At 61.9% G+C, this 25111-nt stretch carries 17 protein-coding genes; 8 read left to right on the top strand and 9 right to left on the bottom strand.

Going from position 1 to position 25111, the window contains the following annotated elements; all coding sequences use genetic code 11:
- Positions 1 to 28: 28 nt before the first annotated feature.
- From lpdA to gshA, 4 genes are all read right to left on the bottom strand, one after another.
- Complete coding sequence (gene lpdA, locus AACH55_RS06820; protein WP_338718674.1) at positions 29 to 1813, bottom strand: dihydrolipoyl dehydrogenase; 1785 nt, start codon at positions 1811 to 1813, stop codon at positions 29 to 31.
- A gap of 30 nt (positions 1814 to 1843) precedes the next feature.
- Positions 1844 to 3502 carry a dihydrolipoyllysine-residue acetyltransferase gene (gene aceF / locus AACH55_RS06815; protein ID WP_338718673.1) on the bottom strand — a complete coding sequence of 553 codons (1659 nt, stop codon included), beginning with the start codon at positions 3500 to 3502 and terminating at the stop codon, positions 1844 to 1846.
- A 164-nt stretch (positions 3503 to 3666) separates the two neighbouring features.
- Positions 3667 to 6363 (bottom strand): pyruvate dehydrogenase (acetyl-transferring), homodimeric type, encoded by a 2697-nt coding sequence (aceE, locus tag AACH55_RS06810; RefSeq protein WP_338718672.1) that lies wholly within the window; start codon positions 6361 to 6363, stop codon positions 3667 to 3669.
- A 547-nt stretch (positions 6364 to 6910) separates the two neighbouring features.
- A complete protein-coding gene (gene gshA, locus AACH55_RS06805) occupies positions 6911 to 8506 on the bottom strand; it encodes a glutamate--cysteine ligase (RefSeq protein ID WP_338718671.1) in 1596 nt (531 codons plus the stop codon).
- Between the two features lie 284 nt (positions 8507 to 8790).
- Between gshA and folD the strand changes: the two genes are divergently transcribed.
- Together folD and AACH55_RS06795 are read left to right on the top strand one after the other, a co-directional pair.
- On the top strand, positions 8791 to 9636 hold the full coding sequence (gene folD, locus AACH55_RS06800; protein ID WP_338718670.1) for a bifunctional methylenetetrahydrofolate dehydrogenase/methenyltetrahydrofolate cyclohydrolase FolD: 846 nt from the start codon (positions 8791 to 8793) through the stop codon (positions 9634 to 9636).
- Positions 9637 to 9705: 69 nt separating this feature from the next.
- Entirely contained in the window at positions 9706 to 11781 is a 2076-nt protein-coding gene (locus AACH55_RS06795; protein WP_338718669.1) for a M3 family metallopeptidase, read from the top strand.
- Positions 11782 to 11910: 129 nt separating this feature from the next.
- Here the strand turns inward: AACH55_RS06795 and AACH55_RS06790 are convergent, their stop codons facing one another.
- Both AACH55_RS06790 and AACH55_RS06785 read right to left on the bottom strand, forming a co-directional pair.
- Positions 11911 to 12759, bottom strand: coding sequence for a hypothetical protein (locus tag AACH55_RS06790; RefSeq protein ID WP_338718668.1), 849 nt, complete (start codon positions 12757 to 12759; stop codon positions 11911 to 11913).
- A 3-nt stretch (positions 12760 to 12762) separates the two neighbouring features.
- Complete coding sequence (locus AACH55_RS06785; RefSeq protein WP_338718667.1) at positions 12763 to 13764, bottom strand: hypothetical protein; 1002 nt, start codon at positions 13762 to 13764, stop codon at positions 12763 to 12765.
- Between the two features lie 269 nt (positions 13765 to 14033).
- Between AACH55_RS06785 and AACH55_RS06780 the strand changes: the two genes are divergently transcribed.
- The 3 genes from AACH55_RS06780 to AACH55_RS06770 all read left to right on the top strand — a co-directional run bounded on the left by AACH55_RS06780 (position 14034) and on the right by AACH55_RS06770 (position 16404).
- Positions 14034 to 14453, top strand: a complete 420-nt coding sequence (locus AACH55_RS06780; RefSeq protein WP_338718666.1) for a DNA polymerase III subunit chi — start codon at positions 14034 to 14036, stop codon at positions 14451 to 14453.
- A 22-nt stretch (positions 14454 to 14475) separates the two neighbouring features.
- Entirely contained in the window at positions 14476 to 14901 is a 426-nt protein-coding gene (locus tag AACH55_RS06775) for a hypothetical protein (protein ID WP_338718665.1), read from the top strand.
- Positions 14902 to 15093: 192 nt separating this feature from the next.
- The gene (locus AACH55_RS06770; RefSeq protein WP_338718664.1) at positions 15094 to 16404 is read left to right on the top strand and encodes a D-amino acid dehydrogenase; all 1311 of its coding nucleotides are present in this window, start codon (positions 15094 to 15096) and stop codon (positions 16402 to 16404) included.
- Between the two features lie 10 nt (positions 16405 to 16414).
- Here the strand turns inward: AACH55_RS06770 and AACH55_RS06765 are convergent, their stop codons facing one another.
- Complete coding sequence (locus AACH55_RS06765) at positions 16415 to 16627, bottom strand: hypothetical protein (protein WP_338718663.1); 213 nt, start codon at positions 16625 to 16627, stop codon at positions 16415 to 16417.
- A 128-nt stretch (positions 16628 to 16755) separates the two neighbouring features.
- Between AACH55_RS06765 and lpxO the strand changes: the two genes are divergently transcribed.
- Positions 16756 to 17655 carry a lipid A hydroxylase LpxO gene (lpxO, locus tag AACH55_RS06760; RefSeq protein WP_338718662.1) on the top strand — a complete coding sequence of 300 codons (900 nt, stop codon included), beginning with the start codon at positions 16756 to 16758 and terminating at the stop codon, positions 17653 to 17655.
- A 560-nt stretch (positions 17656 to 18215) separates the two neighbouring features.
- Positions 18216 to 19283 (top strand): GGDEF domain-containing protein, encoded by a 1068-nt coding sequence (locus AACH55_RS06755; RefSeq protein WP_338718661.1) that lies wholly within the window; start codon positions 18216 to 18218, stop codon positions 19281 to 19283.
- A gap of 79 nt (positions 19284 to 19362) precedes the next feature.
- Here AACH55_RS06755 and AACH55_RS06750 read toward each other — a convergent pair whose 3' ends face one another.
- Positions 19363 to 21684 carry an FdhF/YdeP family oxidoreductase gene (locus AACH55_RS06750; protein ID WP_338718659.1) on the bottom strand — a complete coding sequence of 774 codons (2322 nt, stop codon included), beginning with the start codon at positions 21682 to 21684 and terminating at the stop codon, positions 19363 to 19365.
- A gap of 267 nt (positions 21685 to 21951) precedes the next feature.
- Positions 21952 to 23343, bottom strand: coding sequence for a YihY/virulence factor BrkB family protein (locus tag AACH55_RS06745; protein WP_338718658.1), 1392 nt, complete (start codon positions 23341 to 23343; stop codon positions 21952 to 21954).
- A 327-nt stretch (positions 23344 to 23670) separates the two neighbouring features.
- Between AACH55_RS06745 and AACH55_RS06740 the strand changes: the two genes are divergently transcribed.
- On the top strand, positions 23671 to 25104 hold the full coding sequence (locus AACH55_RS06740) for an NAD-dependent succinate-semialdehyde dehydrogenase (RefSeq protein WP_338718657.1): 1434 nt from the start codon (positions 23671 to 23673) through the stop codon (positions 25102 to 25104).
- The last annotated feature ends 7 nt before the right edge of the window (positions 25105 to 25111 follow it).

The raw sequence follows: 25111 nt of genomic DNA, 5'->3' as shown, positions 1-25111 counted from the left end.
CCATTTTTTTGCTGCTGCCGGTCGCTGCTTACTTCTTGCGCTGCGGCGGCAAGTCCGTGCAATGCCCTTCTGCCACTTCCGCCGCCATGCCCAGGGACTCGCCCAGGGTCGGGTGCGGGTGGATGGTCTTGCCGATATCGACCGCATCGGCGCCCATCTCGATGGCCAGCGCCACCTCGCCGATCATGTCGCCAGCGTGCGTGCCGACGATGCCGCCACCGATGATGCGATGGGTCTCGGCATCGAAGAGCAGCTTGGTGAAGCCTTCCGAACGGCCATTGGCCACGGCGCGACCGGAAGCGGCCCACGGGAAGTGGCCCTTCTCGATCTTGATGCCCTTGGCCTTGGCTTCGTCTTCGGTCACGCCGACCCATGCCACTTCCGGATCGGTATAAGCCACCGACGGAATGACGCTGGCGTCGAAGAAGCTCTTCTCGCCGGCAATCGCCTCGGCTGCCACGTGGCCTTCGTGCACCGCCTTGTGCGCCAGCATGGGCTGACCCACCAGGTCGCCGATGGCGAAGATGTGCGGGACGTTGGTGCGCATCTGCTTGTCGACAGCGATGAAGCCGCGATCCGAGACGATCACGCCAGCCTTGTCGGCCGACAGCTTCTTGCCGTTGGGGCTGCGGCCCACGGCCACCAGCACCAGGTCGTACAGTTGCGGCTCGGGTGCGGTGGCACCGGCTTCAGCGGCTTCGAAAGTGACCTTGATGCCTTCGGGCAGGGCTTCCACGGCCACGGTCTTGGTCTTGACCATGACGTTATCGAAGCGCTTCTCGTTGAACTTCTGCCAGACCTTGACCATATCGCGGTCGGCGCCCTGCATCAGGCCATCCATCATCTCGACCACATCGATGCGCGCACCCAGGGTGGAATAAACGGTGGCCATTTCCAGACCGATGATGCCGCCGCCGATGACCAGCATGCGCTTGGGCACCTGACGCAGTTCCAGCGCACCGGTCGAATCGACGATGCGCGGATCCTGCGGCACGAAGGGCAGGTTCACCACCGAGGAACCGGCGGCGATGATGGCGTGCTTGAACTGCACCACCTTCTTGCTGCCATCCGCAGCGGTGACTTCAATATGGTTGGGACCGGCGAACTGGCCGTCGCCATTGACCACGGCCACCTTGCGGGCCTTGGCCATGCCGGCCAGACCACCGGTCATGGTGCCGATCACCTTGTCCTTGTAGGCGCGCAGCTTGTCGATGTCGATCTCGGGCTTGCCGAAGGTGACGCCATGCGAAGCCATTGCCGCCGTCTCGTCGATCACGGCGGCCACGTGCAGCAGCGCCTTGGAGGGGATGCAGCCGACATTGAGGCAGACGCCACCGAGCGTGGATTCACGCTCGACGATGACGGTGTTCAGGCCCAGGTCGGCGGCGCGGAAGGCGGCCGAGTAACCACCGGGGCCACCGCCCAGCACCATCACGTCACACTGCACGTCGGCGCTGCCGCCGAAGCTGGCTGCCGTCGGTGCGGCAGCGGGAGCGGCTGCCGGAGCAGGCGCTGCGGCTGCAGCCGGGGCTGGGGCTGGTGCTGCGGCCGGAGCCGGGGCTGCAGCGGCTTCGCCGGCCGCTTCCACCAGCAACAGCAGCGAACCTTCGGCCACCTTGTCACCGACCTTGACCTTCAGTTCCTTGACCACGCCGGCCTGGCTGGACGGGATTTCCATGCTGGCCTTGTCGGATTCGACCGTGATCAGCGACTGGTCCACCTTGATGGTGTCGCCGACCTTGACCATCACCTCGATGACTTCGACTTCCTTGAAATCCCCGATATCGGGGACCTTGACTTCAGAGAGACTCATTGTCCTGACTCCGTAATGTTCGGTGGTGGCTTAGAGGAGCGACTTGCGCAGATCGCCCAGCACGTCGGCCAGGTAGGCCGAGAAGCGCGCGCCCATGGCGCCGTCGATGACGCGATGGTCATAGGACAGCGAGGTCGGCAGCATCAGGCGCGGCACGAACTGCTTGCCGTCCCACACCGGCTTGGTGATCGACTTGGACAGACCCAGGATCGCCACTTCCGGCGCATTGATGATGGGCGTGAAGGCGGTACCGCCAATGCCACCCAGCGAGGAGATGGTGAAGGTCGCGCCTTGCATGTCGGCGGGCTTCAACTTGCCGTCGCGGGCCTGTGCGGACAGTTCGCCCATTTCGGTGGCGATCTGGCCGATGCTCTTCTGGTCGGCGTTCTTGATGACCGGGACCACCAGGCCATTCGGGGTATCGGCAGCGAAGCCGATGTTGTAGTACTTCTTCAGGATCAGGTTCTCGCCCTTCTCGTCCAGAGACGCATTGAAGGCTGGGAATTTCTTCAGGGCCGAGACGCTGGCCTTGATGACGAAGGCCAGCATGGTCAGCTTGACCGGCGACTTGGCCTTGGCGAAGGCGTCGTTGGAGGTCTTGCGGAATTCTTCCAGCTCGGTCACGTCGGCTTCGTCGAACTGCGTCACGTGGGGGATCATCACCCAGTTGCGATGCAGGTTGGGGCCGCTGATCTTCTTGATGCGCGACAGCGGTTGCAGTTCGGTTTCACCGAACTTGCTGAAGTCCAGCGACGGCCACGGCAGCAGGTTCATGCCCGAGCCGCTGCCATTGGTCGCCGGTGCGGACGCCGCCACCGGGGTGGAACCGGCCATGACGCCCTTGACGAAGTTCTGCACGTCCAATTGCAGGATGCGGCCCTTGGGGCCGGTGGCCGGCACGCGCGACAGGTCCACACCCAGTTCACGGGCGAACTTGCGCACGGAAGGCGAAGCGTGGGCCTTGCCACCGGTGCTGGTGGCCGAAGCGGTGGCGATGGCCGGCACGGCGGCAGCCGTTGCGGGTGCAGCGGCAGGAGCCGGTGCAGCAGCAGGGGCGGCTGCAGGCGCAGCAGCGGGAGCCGCGGGAGCCGCAGCAGGTGCACTGCCTGCAGCTTCGATGGTGGCGATGATGCTGCCCTTGGATACCTTGTCACCCAGCTTGACCTTCAGTTCCTTGATCACGCCGGCGTGGCTGGAGGGGATCTCCATGCTGGCCTTGTCGGATTCCACGGTCAACAGCGACTGCTCGGCCTTGACGGTATCGCCGACCTTGACCATCACTTCGATGACTTCGACTTCCTTGAAGTCGCCGATGTCCGGGACTTCGATCTCGACGGTACCGCCGGCAGCGGCTGCCGGTGCAGCGGCAGGGGCAGGTGCTGGGGCAGAAGCCTGCGCGGCGGCAGGCGCAGCAGCGGCGGCTTGCGGTGCGGCGGCGGGAGCAGCAGCGCCCTCGCCTTCGACGATCACCAGCAACGAGCCTTCGGCCACCTTGTCGCCGACCTTGACTTTGATTTCCTTGACCACGCCCGCCTGGCTGGACGGGATTTCCATGCTGGCCTTGTCGGATTCGACCGTGATCAGCGACTGGTCGACCTTGATCGTGTCACCGACCTTGACCATCACCTCAATGACTTCGACTTCCTTGAAATCGCCGATGTCCGGGACTTTTACTTCGACTTGACTCATCTGATGCGCTCCGTTGTTCTGTTCCCAGGCGCTGGGCCGGGAGAAGTATTCGCTTAGGGAAAGTGCTGCCGGGGCAGCGGACCTCCCCGTTGGGGTGGCAGTTCCAGACACGACACATCCCCGCGATCAGCAGGCTGAGGCGGGGATGGTCGGTCAGGCAGTCCTTACAGGGTCACCGGGTTCGGCTTGTTGGGATCGATACCGTACTTGGCGATGGCTTGCGCCACCACTTCCGGCTTGATCTTGCCTTCATCGGCCAGCGACTTCAGGGCGGCCACGGTCACGAAGTAACGGTTCACTTCGAAGAACTCACGCAGCTTGGCGCGGGTGTCCGAACGGCCATAGCCGTCGGTGCCCAGCACCTTGTACGAACGGCCCTTCGGCACGAAGGCGCGGACCTGCTCGGCGTAGGTGCGCATGTAGTCGGTGGAGACCACGATCGGACCTTCGCTGCCTTCCAGCGATTGCTCGAAGTAGCTCTTCTTGGGGGCCTCGGCCGGGTGCAGCATGTTCCAGCGTTCCACGTCCTGGCCATCGCGCGCCAGCAGGGTGAAGGACGGTGCGGACCAGACGTCGGCGTCGACCTTCCAGTCATCACGCAGCAGGTCGGCGGCGGCGATGACTTCGCGCAGGATGGTGCCCGAACCCAGCAGTTGCACGCGCAGCTTGTTTTCTTTGCCGCCTTCGTTCAACAGGTACAGGCCCTTGATGATGCCCTCTTCCTGGCCCGGCTTGATGCCGGGGTGGCCGTAGTTCTCGTTCATCACGGTGATGTAGTAGAACACGTCCTCCTGGTTGGCCACCATGCGGCGCAGGCCGTCATGGATGATCACGGCGACTTCGTGGGCGAAGGTCGGGTCGTAGGGGATGCAGTTCGGAATGGCCGAAGCGAACACGTGGCTGTGGCCGTCTTCGTGCTGCAGGCCTTCACCGTTCAAGGTGGTACGGCCGGCGGTGCCGCCGATCAGGAAGCCGCGTGCGCGCATGTCACCCGCTGCCCAGGCCAGGTCGCCGATACGCTGCAGACCGAACATGGAGTAGTAGGTGTAGAACGGAATCATCACGCGGTTGTTGGTCGAGTACGAGGTCGCCGCAGCGATCCACGAGCTCATGCCGCCCGCTTCGTTGATGCCTTCCTGCAGGATCTGGCCGGCCTTGTCTTCGCGGTAGTACATCACCTGGTCCTTGTCGACCGGTTCGTACAGCTGACCGACCTGGCTGAAGATGCCGATCTGGCGGAACAGGCCTTCCATCCCGAAGGTACGCGACTCGTCGACCATGATGGGCACCACGCGCGGGCCCAGGTTGGGGTCGCGCAGCAGTGCGGTCAGCACGCGCGAATAAGCGGCGGTGGTGGAGATTTCACGGCCTTCGGCAGTGGGTTCCAGCATGGCCTGGAAGGCCGACAGTTCCGGCACCGGCAGCTTTTCGTCGGCGTGCACGCGGCGTTGCGGCAGGTAACCACCCAGGGCCTTGCGGCGCTCGTGCAGGTACTGCATTTCCGGCGCGTCGTCAGCAGGCTTGAAGAACGGGATGTTCGGCAGTTCAGCGTCCGAGATCGGCAGCTGGAAGCGGTCGCGCATGGCGCGGATGGCTTCGTCGTCCAGTTTCTTGGTGTTGTGCGCGGTGTTGCGCGCTTCGCCGGCCTTGCCGAAGCCATAGCCCTTGATGGACTTGGCCAGGATCACGGTGGGCTGGTCCTTGGATTCCTGGGCGACCTTGAAGGCAGCGTAGATCTTGTGCGGGTCGTGGCCGCCACGGGTCAGGCGCCAGATGTCGTCGTCGGACATCTTGGAGACCATCTCCAGCAGCTTGGGGTGCTTGCCGAAGAAGTGCTTGCGCACATAGGCGCCGTCCTTGGCCTTGTAGTTCTGGTACTCGCCGTCGACGGTTTCCATCATGACCTTCTGCAGGATGCCGTCCTTGTCCTTGGCCAGCAGCTCGTCCCAGCCGCTGCCCCAGATGACCTTGACCACGTTCCAGCCGGCGCCGCGGAAGTCGGACTCCAGTTCCTGGATGATCTTGCCGTTGCCGCGCACCGGACCGTCCAGGCGCTGCAGGTTGCAGTTGACCACGATGACCAGATTGTTCAGTTTTTCACGGCCGGCCATGCCGATGGCACCCATCGATTCCGGCTCGTCCATTTCGCCGTCGCCGCAGAAGGCCCAGACCTTGCGGTTGTCGGTCTTGGCGATGCCGCGGGCGTGCAGGTACTTCAGGAAGCGCGCCTGGTAGATCGCCATCAAGGGGCCCAGGCCCATGGAGACGGTCGGGAACTGCCAGAATTCCGGCATCAGCTTGGGGTGCGGGTAGGAAGACAAACCCTTGCCGTCGGCTTCGCGACGGAAATGGATCAGCTGATCTTCGGTCAGGCGGCCTTCCAGGAAGGCGCGTGCGTAGATACCGGGCGAGGAGTGGCCCTGGATGTACAACAGGTCGCCACCGTGGTCTTCGGTCGGGGCGTGCCAGAAGTGGTTGAAGCCGATGCCCAGCATGTTGGCCAGCGAGGCGAAGGAAGACAGGTGGCCACCCAGGTCGCCATCCACACGGTTGGCCTTGACCACCATGGCCATGGCGTTCCAGCGCATCCAGGAGCGCAGGCGCTCTTCATATTCCAGGTTGCCCGGGCAGTGCTCGCCCTGGTCGGCCGGAATGGTGTTGACGTAGGCGGTGTTGCTGGAGAAGGGGATATGGGCGCCACGACGGCGGGCCAGATCGACCATGCGTTCCATCAGGTAGTGGGCGCGATCCGGGCCTTCCTTTTCGATCACTGCTTCGAGGGCGTCGAGCCACTCCTGGGTTTCCATCACATCGGGATCGTTGGCGGCCTGCGCCAGAACTTGATCGATTTGGGCTGACATGTCATGTCTCCTGGTTGTTGAGAGATCCGTCCGGTCGGGTGGACCAGCGGGTCGGTCGGTTCATTCGGTAGCAATGCCGCCGGCAGGTGATGCAGGAAAAGCCGTCATGTGTTGCCTGTGCCACAACCCTTCCCGGCCCGTGGGGCAAGGCCTTGGCGGCGCAGCAGGCTTAAATGTACGGTCTTCCAGCCGTGTGGACGACGAATTTTATCAGGGAATTTTTGATTTTCAAATTACGATAATCAATTTCATAATGCGGAAATATGCTGCAAAGCGGCATGGATGGCGGCTTCCAGGGCCTCGTATTTTTACGATATCGGCGTACGGGCGCGGTTTTCTTGCCCTGTTTGCAATGCGGCAAAGGGCTGTCGGAGCGCCTGAAACAGCATTTTTGGCGTACTAAAAGTGAACGAAAAGAATTGCACATCCAGCAACGACGGGCATTTCCGTCCGACCAGCAAAAACGCCTCGTCCAGGGACGAGGCGTTGCTTGTTGGCTATCTGTCGGCTATCTGTTCAACTATTGCGCTATATAAATGCAGGCAATTTAGATGGCGATGTTGCCCAGTGTGCTGGCGCGGTAAGCCGCGACGAAGGTATCGAAGTCGCCGACCTGAGTGCGCTCGATGTCGCGCTGGGCATCCAGCGAGGCCTGGGCGATGGCCACGAAATCGGCCGTCCGGGAGGGCGGCAGCGGACGGGCGATCAGTTCTGCGGCCTGGCGCTGGCTGTTGGCCAGGGTATAGGCGGGGAAGGAGTTTCCGGCTTCGCGGATCTCGCGCAATACCCGCGCCGAGGGCGTGCTGTCGGGATCGGCCAGCTTGACGCGCTGGGCGGCCAGGCTGTCGCGGTGCTGACTGCCGCCCAGATGGCGGTCCAGCAGCTCGGCCACCGGTGCCATGCGGTCCAGCAACTGATTGCCCCAGTCGGTCAGCAGGATGGACTCGCCCTTGCAGTGCAGTTGCAGGCCGGGACGGCGGCCGTCCTTGACGGTGGCGAGGAAGTTGGCGCGGTTTTCCGCGCCCTCCTCGTCCGAGGTCAGGCAGCTCGACTCCAGCGCCAGGAAGTGCAGGAACACATCCAGGAAGCGCGCCGCTTCCAGGCCGATGCCCAGCGGATTGAAGGGATCGATATCCATGCAGCGCACTTCCACATACTGCACGCCGCGCGCCGAAAGCGCCTGCACCGGGCGCTCGCCGCTGTTGATGACGCGCTTGGGGCGGATCGAGGAGTAGAACTCGTTTTCGATCTGCAGGATGTTGGTATTGATCTGCACCCACTGGCCGTCGCGCTTGGTGCCGATGGCTTCATAGGGCGGATAGGGCTCGCTGACCGCATGCGACAGGCTGCGGATGTAGGCCGGCAGGTTGTTGTAGTGCGGCGTGATGTTGGCCTGGGCGTGGTTCTGGTAACCCAGGTCGCTCATGCGCAGGCTGGTGCCGTGGGGCAGGTAGAGCGTGTCTTCCGAGAGCGTTTCCAGCTGATGCGGGCGGCCGCGCAGGAAATTGGTCGCCACCGCCGGCGAGGCACCGAACAGGTACATCAACAGCCAGCTGTAGCGGCGGAAGTTGCGGATCAGGGCGATGTAGCGCTCGGACTGGTAGTCGCGGCGCGACAGGGAAGGATCGACGGTATCGTCCTCGTCGCGCAGGACTTCCCACAGGTCTTCACTCAAGGAGAAATTGTAGTGAATCCCGGCGATGCACTGCATGGTGCGGCCATAGCGCAGCGCCAGGCCACGGCGGTAGACGTGCTTCAACATGCCGATATGGGAGCTGCCATACCAGGCGATGGGAATCTCGTCTTCCGGCGGCAGCACGCAGGGCATGGAGGCATTCCAGAGGAATTCGCCGTCCAGCTTGGCGTAGGCAAAGCGGTGGATTTCGTCCAGGCGCTGCAGGGCATCGGCGATGTCGGGCATGGCCGGGGTGATGAATTCCAGCAGCGCTTCCGAATAATCGGTGGTGATCAGGTCATTGGTCAGGGCCGAACCCAGCGCCGGCGGATGGGGCGTGCGGGCCAGATGGCCGTGGGCATCCACGCGCAGCGTCTCCCGCTCCACGCCGCGCAGGCCCTGCCCCAGCAGCGCAAGATGGTGCGGCTGGGAAAGCTGTTGCAGGCGGCGGGTCAGGAGATCGGTCATGCGGTAGTCCTTGTATCTGGGTGCTCTCTGTCGGGAGCGGAGTCCTCTGGATGCGGGAGCATAACCGAAATTGCAAATCGCCGTCGTGCGCTGGCCCAAAAGCCGACAGGAAGGAAAACGCCGGAATAATGTTTTCATTCCGGCAACAAGTTCTCACCCCCTTGCATGTCGTCCGTCCTGCCGCCTGGCCTTATAATCACGGGTTCTGGCGCCTTGCGCCCTTCAGTGGCCCGGCCTGTCCGGCGCCTTCCTCCCAGCCCTGCCTTTTATTTGCCTTATCTGCCATGTCTGCCCAACTGATCGACGGAAACCTGCTCTCCCAACAACTGCGCGCCGAGGTCGCCCGGCGCGCCGCCGCCCTCACCGCCCAAGGCAAGCAACCCGGCCTGGCCGTGATCCTGGTGGGCGACAGCCCGGCTTCCCAGGTCTACGTGCGCAACAAGGTCAAGGCCTGCCAGGACAATGGCCTTCATTCTGTTCTTGAAAAATATGAAGCCTCGATGACGGAAGCGGAGCTGCTGGCCCGCATCGACGCCCTCAACGCCGATCCCAAGATCAACGGCATCCTGGTACAACTGCCGCTGCCGGCCCACATCGACGCCCACAAGGTGATCGAAGCCATCGCCCCGGAAAAGGACGTGGACGGCTTCCACGTCAGCAACGCCGGCCTGCTGATGACCGGCCAGCCGCTGTTCCGCCCCTGCACGCCCTATGGCGTCATGAAGATGCTGGAATCGATCGACTACCCGGTGCGCGGCGCCAACGCCGTGGTGGTGGGGGCATCCAACATCGTCGGCAAGCCGCAGGCGATGTTGCTCTTGCAAGCCGGTGCCACCGTCACCATCTGCAATTCCAAGACCCGTGACCTCGGCCACCACACCCGCCAGGCCGACATCCTGGTGGTCGCCACCGGCAAGCGCAACATCGTCACTGCGGATATGGTCAAGCCTGGCGCGGTCGTCATCGACGTCGGCATGAACCGCGACGACAACGGCAAGCTGTGCGGCGACGTCGATTTCGCCAATGCGAAGGAAGTCGCCGGCTGGATCACCCCGGTGCCGGGTGGCGTGGGTCCAATGACCATCACCATGCTGCTGGTCAACACCATCGAAGCCGCCGAACGCAGCTGATCGGCACGCCTTTAGCGCAATCCCCTCCGGCAGCCTGGCTGCCGGATGTTTTCTGAGAAACGAGAGCCCATGACCACCACCGACATCGCCGCCAATCCCCTGCTCGATTTCTCGGGCTATGCCCAGTTCGATGCCATCCAGCCCGAACACGTCACCCCGGCCCTGGACAAGCTGCTGGCCGATGCCAGCCGTCTGGTCACCGAACTGGAAGCGCCGATGGCCGAAGTCACCTGGGACAACTTCGTCGAACCGCTGGAATCGGCCACCGAAAAGCTGGGCCGCGCCTGGAGCGTGGTCGGCCACTTGAATTCGGTCATGGACACCCCGGCCCTGCGCGCCACCTACAACGAGAACCAGCCGCGCCTGGTGGAATTCTGGACCTCGCTGGGCCAGAACCTGGCGCTGTTCGAGAAGTACAAGGCCCTGCAGGCCAGCCCGGCCTTCGCCTCCCTGTCGGCCGCGCGCCGCAAGGTGGTGGACAATGCCGTGCGCGACTTCCGCCTGTCCGGTGCCGAACTGGCCGACGACAAGAAGGAGCGCTTCGCCGAGATCCAGGAAAAGCAGGCCATGCTGACCACCCGTTTCTCCGAGAACGTGCTGGATGCCACCAATGATTTCGCTCTCTTCGTCGAGGACGAGGCCGAATTGTCGGGGATTCCGGCCGATGTGAAGCAAGCTGCACGTGCCGCCGCCGAGAAGGACGGCAAGCCCGGCTACAAGTTCACCCTGCACTTCCCCTCTTATTTCCCCGTTCTGCAATATGCAGATAATCGCGCGCTGCGCGAGAAGATCTACCGCGCCAACGCCACCAAGGCGTCCGAACTGGGCGCAAAGCCCGAATGGGACAACAGCGCCAACATCGACCAGATCCTGCAACTGCGCAAGGAAGAAGCGCAATTGCTGGGCTACGCCAATTTTGCCGAAGTCTCGCTGGTGGCCAAGATGGCCAAGTCGCCCAGCGAAGTGATCGCCTTCCTGGAAGACCTGGGCCAGCGCGCCCGCCCCTTCGGCCAGAAGGATTATGAAGAACTGAAGACCTTCGCCCGCGAAAAGCTGGGCCTGGACGAACTGAAGGCCTGGGACAGCACCTATGCCTCCGAAAAGCTGCGCGAGCAGCGCTACGCCTTCTCGGAACAGGAAGTGAAGCAATACTTCCCCGAGCCCAAGGTGGTCGGCGGCCTGTTCCAGGTGGCGCAGCAATTGTTCGGCGTGCAGATCAAGCCCGATACCGCACCGGTCTGGCACAAGGATGTGAAGTTCTTCCGCATCGAGCGCGACGGCCAGCTGGTCGGCCAGTTCTATCTCGACCTGTATGCCCGCTCCGGCAAGCGTGGCGGCGCCTGGATGGACGATGCGCGCGCCCGCCGCCTGACCGCGCAGGGCGTGCAGACCCCGATCGCCTACCTCGTCTGCAACTTCACCGAACCGGCCGTGGTCGATGGCGTGACCAAGCCGGCCCTGTTCACCCACGATGAAGTCATCACCCTGTTCCATGAATTCGGCCACGGCCTGCACCACATGCTGACGCAAGTGGATGAAGTGGGCGTGTCCGGCATTTCCGGTGTGGAATGGGATGCGGTGGAACTGCCTTCGCAGTTCATGGAAAACTTCTGCTGGGAATGGGATGTGCTGCAGCAGCTGACCGCGCATGCCGAGACCGGCGAACCGCTGCCGCGCGCGCTGTATGACAAGATGATCGCCGCCAAGAACTTCCAGTCCGGCCTGCAGATGCTGCGCCAGGTGGAGTTTTCGCTCTTCGACATGCTGATCCACCATGAATATGAAGTCGGAGGCAAGCAGACCGTGCAGCAACTGCTCGACAGCGTGCGCGACCGCATCGCCGTGATCCGCCCGCCGGAGTTCAACCGCTTCCAGCATTCCTTCTCGCACATCTTCGCGGGCGGGTATGCGGCGGGTTACTACAGCTACAAGTGGGCGGAAGTGCTGTCGGCCGATGCGTATAGCGCCTTCGAAGAGGCGGCAGCCAGCAGCGGCAACGTGATCTCGCTGGAAACCGGCCGCCGCTTCCAGCAGGAAATCCTGGCTGTCGGTGGTTCACGTCCGGCCATCGAGTCCTTCAAGGCCTTCCGTGGACGGGAGCCGAGCATTGATGCGCTGCTGCGGCATAGCGGGATGGCGGCATAAGCGGGACACTCCCTGCATGCAATGGTGTCCTGGCGTTTCTCAAACAATGCCGTTGAGCCCGAGGCTCAACGGCATTTTTCTTGTACTTCTGCGGCATCCATCGATCTGGGCGAGATATCTGGTCAGAGATTAAAAGCGGGGAACGGGAGGGTCGTCATAGGCCTCATCAATTCGCGCTCCCTTCGCGCGCCATTCCTTTTCAGCCCGCTGACGCTGTTGCTGCGACTCCTTGAGGACATCAGGAAGCAAGTCCCTCCAGCGATCCCGGTCTTTCGGCGCGACATACGTTCGGAAATGCTGGTTTTCTCCCATTACCGTATAGGTCAACAAATAAGAACCGGGCTTAACCGGGTCGCGCAGACCAGCCTCTCTTTTGAACGACACCGCCAAATAGGTGTGATCAGCATAGAACGTCCATTTGGAAAGATCTTCAAGGGCCATCCACTCAGTGAAAGTGGGCTCGTAATCAGGATCGAGACTGCTGGCCGACGAATTTTTCATTACATAGTCGAGCCGTTGCTCACCCCGGATTCTCGGATCATCACGCTCAATGAAGGGTGTCCAACCCGCCTTGCGGATCGCCTGCAAGAGAGCGAAGAGCTTCTGGCGCGCTTCGTCATGTCCGATCAAGTCCGGGGCGGTGATACCAGCGAACACTTCATATTGAACGATTCCTTCCGAAGGAGCACGAGACTCCGCCATCCCTTGAAAGCCCAGTACGTAGGGTATCGTGAACGAGTATTTACCATGCGCAATCGTGACGGAGCCGGGATTCTGCTGCGTCCAATGCGCCATGTAGAAATTCACGCCTGGCCCCTGCTGCGTCAGGTTGATCTGTCCGGCATTGTCACGGAGCAGTTTTTCTGGCGACTCATTGATGGAAACAGTAAGAGATGACATAGAGTGGCGTTCGGGAGATGACGGGGTGCAAGCCGACAGCAGACAAGCAAGGGACGCGAAAGCGAAGACGAATTTCATGGTTCAGAAGGGCGGTGCAAAGACCGGATCTGTTTCCAGTCCGGCATCGGACAAGTTGACCCACCCGGCGATGGTATTGAGTTCATTTTCCATATAAGCGGACTCTGTTTGCATGAGGTGATGAAACCGGTTCGCCGCAGCGGTAATCCAGGCCATCCTGCTTTTCAAGTTCTCCAGGACGGTATCATCAGGCGCGATCGATTTACGCAAGGCATTCTTGGTATCGCACGCATGACTGAAAACCAGTTGCAAATCAGGGCTGGCCCATTGAATCAGCACGCAGCGCTGACGCTCCACCCACTTGCAGAAGTCGGGGTCCTCATAAATCAGTGGCTGAAGGATGACGCCTTGTTCATGATCCGCGATGGCCAACAGATTCGCCATCTGGATCGCCGGACGTTTGGAAGGATTCTTTTGAGTTTCGAATTCTTTGGTCTTCTGGAATGCACGCTTGATGTGAGTGCATTCGCTCATATTCTTGATTTTTGGGAGCGCCTCATCTTTCCATGGATAGAAATTCATCTGAGCCTGAACTGGCTTCAGGTACCGGGCAGCATTGCGTTGATCGACGCAAAGATCAAAGCTCTGCGGATATTTATTATAGTAATAGTGCCAACCGCTGATGTCATAGAACAGCCAGAGATTACCTTTAGCCAGACCCTGGAAGACCGTTTGAAGCATCTCCACACGCAGCATGTCCAAGGAGCAGGCGACCGTTTTACTGGCAAACGCGCCCAGGGCCATCCAGTAGTGCCGTCCTTTGAGGTCGGAATTGCCACCGTCTTCGCTTTCCAGGTAAAAGCGAGCATAGGTCGCTGCAATTCGCTTGGCCCGTGTGCTGTAGGCCTGCAATATTTTCCCCTTACCTCTGCCGAGCAATTCACACAAACGGATCGTGCTGAATTGCTGAACGATGGACCACATTCCGTTGCAATCACAGTGAATGTCGACGCAGGATTTTTCTCTGCTATTGGTTTGCGCTACAGTCTTAACAAGATCGCCCATGGAAAACTTCTTTCATGTTGTCAGCCCATCCCCTGGCGGCGCGGCACGTCACCCGGCCGTTTTCTCCAAGCGCAGTGCCGCCCCCGTAACTGAAATGTTCCTGAGGATAGGAGCAAGCTCATTCTTATCGACTCTGCGAATTGCGGTAGATAAGTTCTGTAGAGAAAAGTTCTTGCCAGATGAGGCCCTTTCCGCGGCAGCTCCCTACTGTAGGTCACTTGCTCTTTCCCCGAATAGCACACTGCACCGCGACCAACTATACTGGCGGGATGACCCGAATCGACTTTCACAGCAACGTCCCGCAAAAGATCGCCTATGTGTGCCGTCTGGTGCGCAAGGCGCGTGCTTCGGGCGCCAATCTGGTGCTGCGCACGCCCGACCGGGCCGAACTGCAGCAGCTGGACCAGGCGCTCTGGAGCTTTTCCGAGCAGGATTTCCTGCCCCACGTGATGGCCGGCGATCCGCTGGCCGCGCAGACGCCCATCATCCTGACCGCCGACGACAACACCGAACTGCCGCACCACCAGATCCTCATCAACCTGGGCACGGACACCCCGGCGCACTTCGCCCGCTTCGAACGCCTGCTGGAAATCATTTCCGCCGACGATGCCGACAAGGCCGCAGGCCGTGACCGTTACCGTTTCTATAAAGAACGCGGCTACCCCCTCTCGCACCATGTGGCCGCCTGAGCCCGCCCCGCCCGCTCACGCAATGAATCACGACGACAACAGCATCCCGCTCCTCACCGAGATCATCCCCCTGGCCCCGGCCGCCCCGGATTACACCGCCCCGGCGCAGCCCGGCGCCTTTCACACCCAGCCTGCAGCGGCCACCTACCAGGCGCCCGCCACCGCGCCCCTGATGGCCTCCATGCCGGCCATCGCCCCGGTCACCCCGGCCGCCGAGCAATACCGCCAGTGGGAACAGGAAATCCGCGAAAACGTGCTGCAAAGCCTGCTCGAGCGCGTCGATACCGTGCTGCACCAACACCTGCAGGACCAGATGGCACTGGCCCTGGATCATCTTTCCGATATCGTGATGCAGCGCGTCAAGGAAGGCCTGCGCGATGCCCTGACCGAAACGGTCGAGCGCGCAGTGGCCGAAGAGATGGCGCGCTTCACATCTTCAAAAATGTAAATCCAGCCGGATTTTTCTTTTTATTTTGAATAAAAGTAGGCCCACCGCCTTTTTATTCATAAAAATTTGATCCGGTATTGATCACATCGGCAATCACGCTTTTCTTACAATGCTTGCATTGTTCGCATTCGAATCAGCCTGTGCGAACGTTCAGACAACCACCGCAAGTTCATGCAAAACCGGGAGAGCAAGATGAAAGTGATCGTATTGGGCGCAGGCATTATCGGAACCGCTTCCGCCTGGTTCCTGAAGAAGCAGGGCTACGACGTCACCGTCATCGACCGCCAGCCCGGCGCGGCGCAGGAAACCAGCTTCGCCAACGGCTGCCAGATCTCGGTCTCGCACGCCGAACCCTGGGCCAATCCGGCCGCCCCGATGAAGATCCTGAAGTGGCTGGGCAAGGAAGACGCCCCGCTGCTCTACCGCTTCCGCCCGGAATGGCTGCAATGGAAGTGGGCCGTGGCCTTCCTGCGTGAATGCACCGCCGCCCGCACCGACGAGAACATCCGCAACATCGTCGCCCTGTGCGAATACAGCCGCCAGACCCTGCAGGCCGTGCGCGCCGAAACCGGCATCCAGTACGATCACCTGACCCGCGGCATCCTGCACTTCTATACCGAAGAAAAGGAGTTCCAGGACTCCCTGCCGGCCGCCAAGCTCATGCGCGACCTCGGCTGCCCGCGCGAATCCATCGGCGCCGATGAAGTGGTGCGCATCGAACCGGCACTGGCCTCGATCCGCAACAAGATCGTCGGCGGCGACTTCACCGCCACCGATGAATCGGGCGACGTCTTCAAGCTCACCACGGGCCTGGCTAAGAAGAGCGAAGAAGCCGGCGTCGAATTCCGCTATTCCACCACCATCACCCGCCTCATTACCGAAGGCGCTGGCGCATCGGCGCGCGTGACCGGCGTGGAAATCATCAACCCGGACGGCCGCCATGAAGTCTTGAAGGCCGATACCTTCGTGGTCGCCATGGGCAGCTTCTCGCAACAACTGGTCAAGCCGCTGGGCATCGACCTGCTGCTCTACCCGGGCAAGGGCTATTCGGCCACCTACAAGGTCACCAACCCCGATGCCGCCCCCACCGTCTCGCTCACCGACGACGGTTACAAGCTGGTGGTCTCGCGCCTGGGCGACCGCCTGCGCGTGGCCGGCACCTGCGAACTGAACGGCTACACCCGCGAACTGAACACCACCCGCTGCGAAGCCATCACCCGCCGCACCCGTGAACTGTTCCCCGATGGCTGCGACTACGAGAACCCGACCTACTGGACCGGCCTGCGACCGCTGACGCCCTCCAACGTCCCCTACGTGGGCAAGACCAGATTCGCCAACCTGTACCTGAACACCGGTCACGGCACCCTGGGCTGGACCATGGGCTGCGGCTCGGGCCGCGCGATTGCCGAGATCGTCTCCGGCCACGTGCCGGAAATCGATTTCGCCTTCACCGGCCTGCCGCGCTCGCAACGGGCACGCCAGGTCGTGACCCAGGCCGCCTGAGCCTTTTGCTTCAGTAAAAATCAAGGACCGGGGATTCCCGGTCTTTTTTTGCCCGTTTGATCTGGATCAGCGCACCCTTTATTGCAAGAACATTCACATAGGGCAATAAGCGTCGCTTACAAACACTGACATCCCCTTGGTGTAGAATCGCCGCTTGCTCTGCGTTGCCGGCAGCTTGCCGGGGCTGCGCAGCCACCGGGAATTCAAGCTCATCATCAAGCATCTTGCGCCTTACGGCTGCCTTTACCTGATATCGGCATTGATCTCCCCGGCCCCAACCCCATATGGACGAATATCCGTCCCGGCCTTTTGCTTCACATGGAAAGGCCCGCAACATCAAAGGATCCTGCCATGAAGTGGGCTATTGTCTTCATATACCTGTTTTCCATTCTCTTCATCCATTTCCGCGGACGCGTGCGCCTGCCGTTCTTCCGGCAGTTCTTCGACCACTCGTCGATCATGTCGCCGATCAATCTCTTCATGTATGCCTTCTCGCGCGTACCGGCGGTGCCCTACCCCGCCGTGAAGCAATTCGAAGACCTGGCCCTCATCGATCAGAACTGGGAAGTGATCCGCGACGAAGCCGTGGCCCTGCGCGAGATGGCCAAGATCAAGGCGGCCGAAAAGAATGACGATGCCGGTTTCAATTCCTTCTTCAAGGCGGGCTGGAAGCGTTTCTACCTGAAGTGGTACAACGCCAGCCATCCGTCGGCCGAGAAGTTCTGCCCCAAGACCGTCGAAATCCTCAAGCGCATCCCCTCCGTGAAGGCCGCCATGTTCGCCGAGCTGGCCCCGGGCGGCACGCTCAATCGCCACCGCGATCCCTTCGCCGGTTCGCTGCGCTATCACCTGGGGCTGGTCACGCCCAACGACGACCGCTGCTTCATCGAAGTCGACGGCCAGCGTTACAGCTGGCGCGATGGTCAGAGCGTGGTGTTTGATGAGACCTTCATCCACTGGGCGCAGAACGGCACCGAGACGAACCGTATCATCCTCTTCTGCGACGTCGAGCGTCCGCTGCGCTATCGCTGGGCCGAAGCCATCAATGGTTTCCTGGGACGCACCATGATGACGGCAGCGTCCTCCCCCAACGAGACCGGCGACCAGACCGGACGCGTCAACAAGCTGTTCCGCTTCGTCTGGCTGGCCGGCCAGTATCGCCGCCGCTTCAAGAACTGGAACAAGACCGTCTACAAGATCACCAAATTCGGCCTCATCATCGCCGTCGCCTTGCTGATCATCTACGCCTGACCCGGTTGAGAAACTGCTGACAGTCGAAAATCCGGGTGCAGCGTAAACGATATAAATAAAAAAATCGCCGGTCCTGGATCGGCGATTTTTGTAAGTAAATCGCAAAACATGGCATATCATTTCCGCATGATGAGAACTGGCGCGGGAAATTGGAAACAGAGGCTCCGCCGCGCTCAACACCTTGACAGGACTGGCGTGCAGACTTGCCCGGCGATTCGCGACGCGGCCCTCTGACAGAAAAACTCACCAAGCCGGACGTAATTAAAAGTCACGCGAGACTTAAAGTTTCCATACGGAAATGAAAGCGGAAATTTTCTGTATTGAAATGTAGAAACTGCTTCTTTCCCATGCTTGCCGCCTGTAAAATCCTTGTGCTTCCGTGCTAGCTTGATGGCGTGAATCTTGCATCGGGATCGTCTTCATTCCGCTGCGACCATGCCTTGCTCATGACTGCGCGCCGGCCACTGGCTGCGTACCTGCTGATGGCATGTGAGCGAGCCCGTGGAAGAGGATACCGGGCAAGCACAGCCGAGTACCGACCATACAGAGAACATGGGCTCATGCAGGACATCGACCACGAGATGAAACAACCGCTGCTCAAGCATCTGGTAGAAATCACGGCCCACCGGGAGCATTCCCGCCTGGCCATCTCCGTCATCTCCGCGCTGTACCAGCTCACCGAAGTTCAGGCCATCCGCATGCTGGATATCTTCACGCTGCGCGACGAATACTTCGTGCAGGAAAAGATGGCGATCCGCGACGGCACGGTACATACCATCGCCGAGCTGACCAGCGATGATCCCAAGGAACCGCTGTCGGCCTATCCGGCCATGCTGGCCTGCATCCGCAACCACCTCAACGAATTCCAGGAATGTACCGCCACTGGCGAGCACGTGCTGTGGCTGCCGGTCTGGCTGCACGGCAAGATGAATTCCTGTCTGGAGATCCGTAGCCAGCGGCCCTTTGAGACGGCCATGCTGGACGTGATCCACGGCATCTTCCACGTCTACTGCAACTATCAGAGCCTGCTGGACTACAGCGAGCGCGATGCGCTCACGGGTCTGTTCAACCGCAAGACTTTCGACGAGCAGTTCACCCGCTACGCCTTTGCCATCGCCCCGCACGAATCGCATTCGCTGGACCGCGACGACCGCCGCCACGGCAGCCATGACGAGCCCAAGGGCCATTGGCTGGGCGTGGTCGACATCGATCACTTCAAGCAGGTCAATGACCGCTATGGCCATCTGTATGGCGATGAAGTGCTGATCCTGGTGGCCAACATCCTGCGGGCGTCCTTCCGCGCGCATGACCGCATCTTCCGCTTCGGGGGCGAGGAATTCGTGATCCTGCTGCGCTCGACCACACTCACCGATGCGCGCAAGATCTTCGACCGCTTCCGCCAGAACGTCCAGGAATACGATTTCCCGCAGGTCGGCAAGGTGACGGTGAGCCTGGGCTTCGTCAACATCGCGCGCGAGACGCCGGTGGTGATCCTGGGCCATGCCGACCAGGCGCTCTATCACGCCAAGAAGAGCGGCCGCAACCGCATCTGCTACTACCAGGAACTGGTCAATTCGGGCGTGCTGAGTTCGGGGATCACGACCAACGACACGGTGGAATTCTTCTAGGCGGCACACCGCCGCTTCCCTGTCCCATGGCCGCGCGTGCGGTCATTTTTTTCACCGGTATCCGCATCGCCCGCCAACCTCACGCCAACACCGGCTCACTGACTTCCGGAATCAACCGGATCGGAATCGACTTGGCCGCCGGCACCTTGCTGCCGCGTGCATGGTGGAACAGCGGGATGAGACGATTGAGTTCAGGGAAGTAACCCATCACGCAGCCCGCGGGAATATCGAAGGGTTCCACCCGCAGATGGTCGACGCGGCGCTCCACACCATCCCCCGCGACCGTCTCGGCGGTGACGAAATCGCCAGCGGCCAGACCGTGCGCCTGCAGATCGCGCAGGTTCATCAGCAGCACCCGTCGTGTGCCCCAGACCCCACGGAAACGATCATCCAGCGAATAGACGGTGGTGTTGAACTGGCTGTCGCCACGCGTGGTCATGAGGCGCAGTACATGGGGGCCATCGCCGGGCATGTCGGGATCGGGATCGAACCCTTCGGGCGTTTTGAAATTGGCCTTGCCGTTGGGGGTTTTCCATTGCCGCTCGCGCGCAGCCAACGGACGCGCGAAACCACCGGGAGTCCACATGCGCGCATTGAAGTCGCGGAAGATGTCGGGATAGGTGGCCTCGATGGCGTCGCGGATGCGGGCGTAATCGCCGACCCAGGCATCCCAGTCCACGTGGGGATTGAAGGGCAGCAAACGCCTGGCCAGTTCGGCCACGATGGCCGGTTCCGAGAGCAGGTGCGGCGAGGCCGGCTTGACGCGGCCGCGCGAGCCATGCATGCAGCCGGTGCTGTCCTCCACCGACACCGCCTGCTCGCCGCTGCGCTGGCGGTCGATCTCGATGCGGCCCAGGCAGGGCAGCACGTAGGAAGTCTTGCCGTGGATCACGCAGGAGCGGTTGAAGTGCGTGACTACCTGCACCGTCAGGGGCAGGTTGCGCCAGGCCGGCTCCATCACGCCATGATCGGGAATGGCCCGCACGAAATTACCGCCCAGCATGAAGAAGGCGGAGAGTTCGCCATCGCGGATCTTCTCGCAGGCTTCCACCGTGTTGAGACCCTTCTCCATCGGTGGTTCGAAATGGTAGAGCGCGCGCAGTTTGTCGTTGGGGACCATCTCCGGTTTTTCGGTAATGCCCACGGTGCGCTGGCCCTGCACGTTGGAGTGTCCGCGGATCGGGCAGATGCCGGCACCCGGCTTGCCGATGTTGCCGCGCATGAGCAGCAGATTGGTCAGCATGTGAATGGTACGTACCGCTTCACGATGCTGGGTCACGCCCATGCCGTACATGAGCATGGCGCGGCCCGCAGCGGCATAGGTGTCGGCGGCCAGTTCCAGTTCGGCGCGCGAGACGCCGGCATGGCGTTCCAGCTCGCTCCATTCGGCCGCGCGCGCCGCAGCGGCGAACGCCTCGAAACCACTGGTGTGCTCATCGATGAACGCCTGATCCAGCAAGCGCGGCAAGCCTTCCGTACGGGCGCGCTCATCCCGCTCCAGGATGCGCTTGGCCATGCCCAGGGCAGCGGCCGTATCACCGCCGATCCTGATCTGCAGGTATTGCGAACTGATGTCGGTGTGCGCCGGCGTGATCATTTCCTTGGGCGATTGCGGATTGACGAAGCGTTCCAGTCCGCGCTCGCGCAAGGGGTTGAAGGTGATCACCGGGACGCCGCGCTTGCGGGCCTCTTCCAGCGGATGCAGCATGCGCGGCGCGTTGGTGCCGGTGTTGTGGCCGAAGAAGAGGATGCATTCGGTCTGCTCGAAATCTTCCAGCGTCACCGTGCCGACCGGCACGCCTATGGTCTGCGGCAGCGCCACCGAGGTGGATTCGTGGCACATGTTGGAACTGTCGGGCAGGTTGTTGGTACCGTACATGCGCGCCATCAACTGGTACAGGTAAGAGGTCTCCAGAGAGGCGCGGCCCGACGCATAGAAGACCACCTTCTGCGGATCCATGGCGCGCAGCTGTGCGGCGATATCGTCGAAGGCCTCGCTCCACGACACCGGCAGGTAGCGGTCGCTGGCGGCATCGTATTTCATGGGCTCGGTGACGCGACCGATGGATTCCAGTTCGAGATCGTTCCAGCCTTCCATCTCCGTGACGGTGTGTTGTGCGAAGAACTCCGGCGTGGCGCGCTTGCCGGTGATCTCCCAGGCCGTGGCCTTGGCGCCGTTCTCGCAGAACTCGAACAGATGCGGATCGGCCGGCTTGGCCCAGGAACAGCTCACGCAGGCAAAGCCGTCGGGCTTGTTCTGCTTCATGAGGATGCGCGTGCCGGTGGCGATGACGTGCTCCTGCTGCAGGATGGCGCCCAGCGCCTTGACCGAACCCCAGCCGCCGGCGGCATTGTTGTATTCGTCGAAGTGGGCTTCTTCGGGGATGTCCTTGGTTTTCATGTCGCTTCTCCGAGCGTGATGCATTCGTGGGAGGGCGCCCTGCGTAGTCACGCGGGCAGCCTTTGGCGCGGCGCAGGAGGACTTGCTGCGGACTTGCGGCGGACTTCCTGCGTCCGGATCGCCATCATGAAATCTGCAGGAGGATTTGGCTGTAGGCCGCGCACGGATTTACAGCGCGCCGGATTCCTACAGCAGCTCTTGCCGCGAACAAGCCCGGCCGGAAAACCCATGCCCTGCCTGATGGCGCAGCGCGGCCATCGTAGCGCTTCAGCGGGCGTTGTCGCTGGCGCGCACCACCTGCTGAGCCTGCTCGATGCTCACGTGATGCTCTTCCACGGTATTGACCAGGCGCTGGCGCCGGGCGCGCGAGCCGAAGTTGTTGGCGTAGATCCAGGTGAATTCAGCGCCCAGCAGGAAGATCTGCGCCGAGTAGTAGATCCACAGCAGCAGCAAGGCGAACGAGCCGGCCGCGCCGAAGCCGGAGGTCATGCCGGTACTGCCGAGGTAGAGTCCGATGAGGTACTTGCCGATGATGAAGAGCACCGTGGTGGTGACCGCGCCGATCCAGACGTCGTGCCAGGACAGTGTGACGCGCGGCATGAATTTGTAGATCATCGAGAAGAGCGTGGAAAACACCACGAAGGACAGCGCGAAGTTGAGGATCTGCAGCATCAGCTGCCAGCCCTCGAACCAGCCGCCCCACCAACGTCCCAGCGCCGCCAGCGCGGCACTGACCACCAGCGAGATGATCAGCAGGAAGCCCAGCCCCAGGATCAGCCCGAAGGACAGCAGCCGCGTGCGCGCCAGTTGCCACACACCACTCTTGCGCTTGACGACGGGAATGCGCCAGATCCGGTCCAGCGCGCTCTGCAATTCGGAAAACACGGCGGTAGCACCGATGACCAGCGTCACCACCGAGATGCCCGCCGCGATCATGCCTTCGCGCGGATGGCTCACCGACTTGAGCAGGCCCTGAATGGCGAACGCGCCTTCGGTGCCCACGATGTCGCGGATCTGGTTGACGATCTCGCCCTGCGCCGCATCCTGCCCGAACAGCATGCCGGCCACTGCAATGGCGATCACCAGCATGGGCGCGATGGAGAAGATGGTGTAGTAGGCGATGGCCGCTCCCATGCTGGGAGCAAAGTCATCCATCCAGGCATTGATGGCGGCCACCGTCATCTGCCAGGCCTGCTGGGCGCGCGTGCCGCCCTTGAGCATCTTGACCTCGGCGGCCGGGTCCAGGTAGTCCGACGGCGCTGGCTCCAGCCTGGCCTTGACGATATCGATACGGGCTGGCGCATCCGGCGGCAAGGGTGTTTCGCTGGCAGCCTTGGCGGCAGCGGCGCTGGCGCGTGCCCTGCCTTTGCGCCAGGCGGCAATGAGCGGCATGACCAGCGTGACCACGCGCAAGGCGCGTTCCAGTCCGGGCGCCAGCGCGTGAGGGGAGCCCTCTGCCTGGGGTGCCACGCTGCTGCGGGGCGCACGCGGTGCAGCCGTACGCCGCTGGCGGTGCTTTCGACCCAGCCATATCCCCAGGCCGGCGCTGAGCACGGCACCTGCGATGAGCCCTGCGGCCGATGTGGCGCGATCATCTTCGTCGGCATGCCTGGCCGCAACATGGCGCTTGGAATGGATCGGGTCGAAAGAGCTGCTCATGAAGACCTCGCCTGGCGATATTGTTGTGGCCGTGTGACTGCTACGTATGAACGATTGTTCCTGTTCGCGGCCTGCCCGTCCAGCCTTGTAGGAAGCCGCTGTCGGCGTTTCAGTGGGCGGCGGGAAATGCGTACGCATGGTATAAAGTGAATCTTTGCGCAACAGCCTCCGAAGATGCTGAAGGCGCATGAACCAGAGCGGCGCAAGCCGGTCTGTCCGAATTCTCCCTGGCCGATGCGCCTGCCCGGCGTGACTCGCACATGCATGGCAACCAGCCCAACCGGGTAGCGCCGGCCCTTCCCCCACCCTGACGAACGAGGATTGCCCATGTATAAGGACGTACAGCTTTTCATCAACGGCGAATGGACCGCCAGCGCCTCCGGCCGCACCATCGATGTCGTCAATCCGGCGACCGAGGAAGTCATCGGCAAGATCGCCCACGCTGACCGCAGCGATCTGGACCGTGCACTGGAAGCGGCCAAAAAAGGCTTCGAGACCTGGCGCAACATGTCCGCCTTCGAGCGTTCCAAGATCATGCGCCGCGCAGCCGACCTGCTGCGCGAACGTGCCGATGAGGTTGCCCGCCTGATGACCCAGGAACAAGGCAAACCGCTGGCCGAAGCCAGGATGGAAACACTGGGCGCGGCCGACACCATCGACTGGTTCGCCGAAGAAGCCCGCCGCACCTATGGCCGCCTGGTACCGGCCCGCGTGCCGGGCGCGTATCAGATGGTCATCAAGGAGCCGGTCGGTCCGGTGGCCGCTTTCACGCCGTGGAATTTCCCGATCAACCAGGTGGTGCGCAAGCTGTCGGCCGCATTGGCGGCGGGCTGCTCCATCATCGTCAAGGCCCCCGAAGAAACCCCGGCTTCCCCGGCTGAACTGATCCGCGCCTATGCCGATGCCGGCGTGCCAGCGGGCGTGATCAACCTGGTCTATGGCGTGCCCGCCGAGATTTCGGAATACCTGATCCCGCATCCGGTGATCAAGAAGATTTCCTTCACCGGCTCCACCCCGGTGGGCAAGCAGCTGGCCGCACTGGCCGGCCAGCACATGAAGCGCGCCACCATGGAACTGGGCGGCCACGCACCGGCCATGGTGTTCGACGATGTGGATGTGGAACTGGCCGCCAAGACCCTGGCCACCGCCAAGTTCCGCAATGCGGGCCAGGTGTGTGTTTCGCCGACCCGCTTCCTGGTGCAGAAGGGCGTGTTCAATGCCTTCGTCGACAAGTTCGTCACCTATGCCGAGCAACTGAAAGTGGGCAATGGTCTGGACGCTGGCGTGAACATGGGCCCGGTGGCCAACAAGCGCCGCATCCCGGCACTGGAAGCGCTGATCGACGATGCCGTCTCGCAAGGCGCGCAACTGCGTACCGGTGGCAAGCGCATTGGTAACAAGGGTTACTTCTTCCAGCCGACCGTGCTGACCAACATTCCGCTGAACGCGCGTGTGATGAACGAAGAGCCCTTCGGTCCGCTGGCCCTGATCAATTCCTTCGAGTCGCTCGATGAAGTGATCGCCGAAGCCAACCGCCTGCCCTTCGGCCTGGCCGCCTATGCCTTTGCCAAATCGGCGCACACCAAGCACGCTCTGGCAGCGCGCGTGGAAAGCGGCATGCTGACCATCAACCACCTGGGCCTGGCGCTGCCGGAACTGCCCTTCGGCGGCATCAAGGACAGCGGCTACGGTTCCGAAGGCGGCACCGAGGCCATCGAGGCTTACATCAACACCAAGCTGGTGACGCAGCTCGATGTCTGATGCGGGG

Origin of the sequence: Herbaspirillum sp. DW155, assembly GCF_037076565.1 — a bacterium.
In the GTDB taxonomy this organism is placed as follows: domain Bacteria; phylum Pseudomonadota; class Gammaproteobacteria; order Burkholderiales; family Burkholderiaceae_D; genus Herbaspirillum.
Note: the sequence above shows the minus strand (reverse complement) of the source record. Positions and strands in the feature narration are given on the sequence as shown.

What these genes read in the sequence shown, in the direction of transcription:
- AACH55_RS06785 (WP_338718667.1), bottom strand. Translation starts at nt 13,764, where the DNA reads ATGGGCGATCTTGTTAAGACTGTAGCGCAAACCAATAGCAGAGAAAAA.
- AACH55_RS06750 (WP_338718659.1), bottom strand. Translation starts at nt 21,684, where the DNA reads ATGAAAACCAAGGACATCCCCGAAGAAGCCCACTTCGACGAATACAAC.
- AACH55_RS06740 (WP_338718657.1), top strand. Translation starts at nt 23,671, where the DNA reads ATGTATAAGGACGTACAGCTTTTCATCAACGGCGAATGGACCGCCAGC.
- AACH55_RS06795 (WP_338718669.1), top strand. Translation starts at nt 9,706, where the DNA reads ATGACCACCACCGACATCGCCGCCAATCCCCTGCTCGATTTCTCGGGC.
- AACH55_RS06770 (WP_338718664.1), top strand. Translation starts at nt 15,094, where the DNA reads ATGAAAGTGATCGTATTGGGCGCAGGCATTATCGGAACCGCTTCCGCC.
- lpxO (WP_338718662.1), top strand. Translation starts at nt 16,756, where the DNA reads ATGAAGTGGGCTATTGTCTTCATATACCTGTTTTCCATTCTCTTCATC.
- AACH55_RS06775 (WP_338718665.1), top strand. Translation starts at nt 14,476, where the DNA reads ATGAATCACGACGACAACAGCATCCCGCTCCTCACCGAGATCATCCCC.
- aceF (WP_338718673.1), bottom strand. Translation starts at nt 3,502, where the DNA reads ATGAGTCAAGTCGAAGTAAAAGTCCCGGACATCGGCGATTTCAAGGAA.
- AACH55_RS06745 (WP_338718658.1), bottom strand. Translation starts at nt 23,343, where the DNA reads ATGAGCAGCTCTTTCGACCCGATCCATTCCAAGCGCCATGTTGCGGCC.
- AACH55_RS06790 (WP_338718668.1), bottom strand. Translation starts at nt 12,759, where the DNA reads ATGAAATTCGTCTTCGCTTTCGCGTCCCTTGCTTGTCTGCTGTCGGCT.
- AACH55_RS06780 (WP_338718666.1), top strand. Translation starts at nt 14,034, where the DNA reads ATGACCCGAATCGACTTTCACAGCAACGTCCCGCAAAAGATCGCCTAT.
- AACH55_RS06765 (WP_338718663.1), bottom strand. Translation starts at nt 16,627, where the DNA reads ATGCTTGATGATGAGCTTGAATTCCCGGTGGCTGCGCAGCCCCGGCAA.
- AACH55_RS06755 (WP_338718661.1), top strand. Translation starts at nt 18,216, where the DNA reads ATGCAGGACATCGACCACGAGATGAAACAACCGCTGCTCAAGCATCTG.
- folD (WP_338718670.1), top strand. Translation starts at nt 8,791, where the DNA reads ATGTCTGCCCAACTGATCGACGGAAACCTGCTCTCCCAACAACTGCGC.
- aceE (WP_338718672.1), bottom strand. Translation starts at nt 6,363, where the DNA reads ATGTCAGCCCAAATCGATCAAGTTCTGGCGCAGGCCGCCAACGATCCC.
- lpdA (WP_338718674.1), bottom strand. Translation starts at nt 1,813, where the DNA reads ATGAGTCTCTCTGAAGTCAAGGTCCCCGATATCGGGGATTTCAAGGAA.
- gshA (WP_338718671.1), bottom strand. Translation starts at nt 8,506, where the DNA reads ATGACCGATCTCCTGACCCGCCGCCTGCAACAGCTTTCCCAGCCGCAC.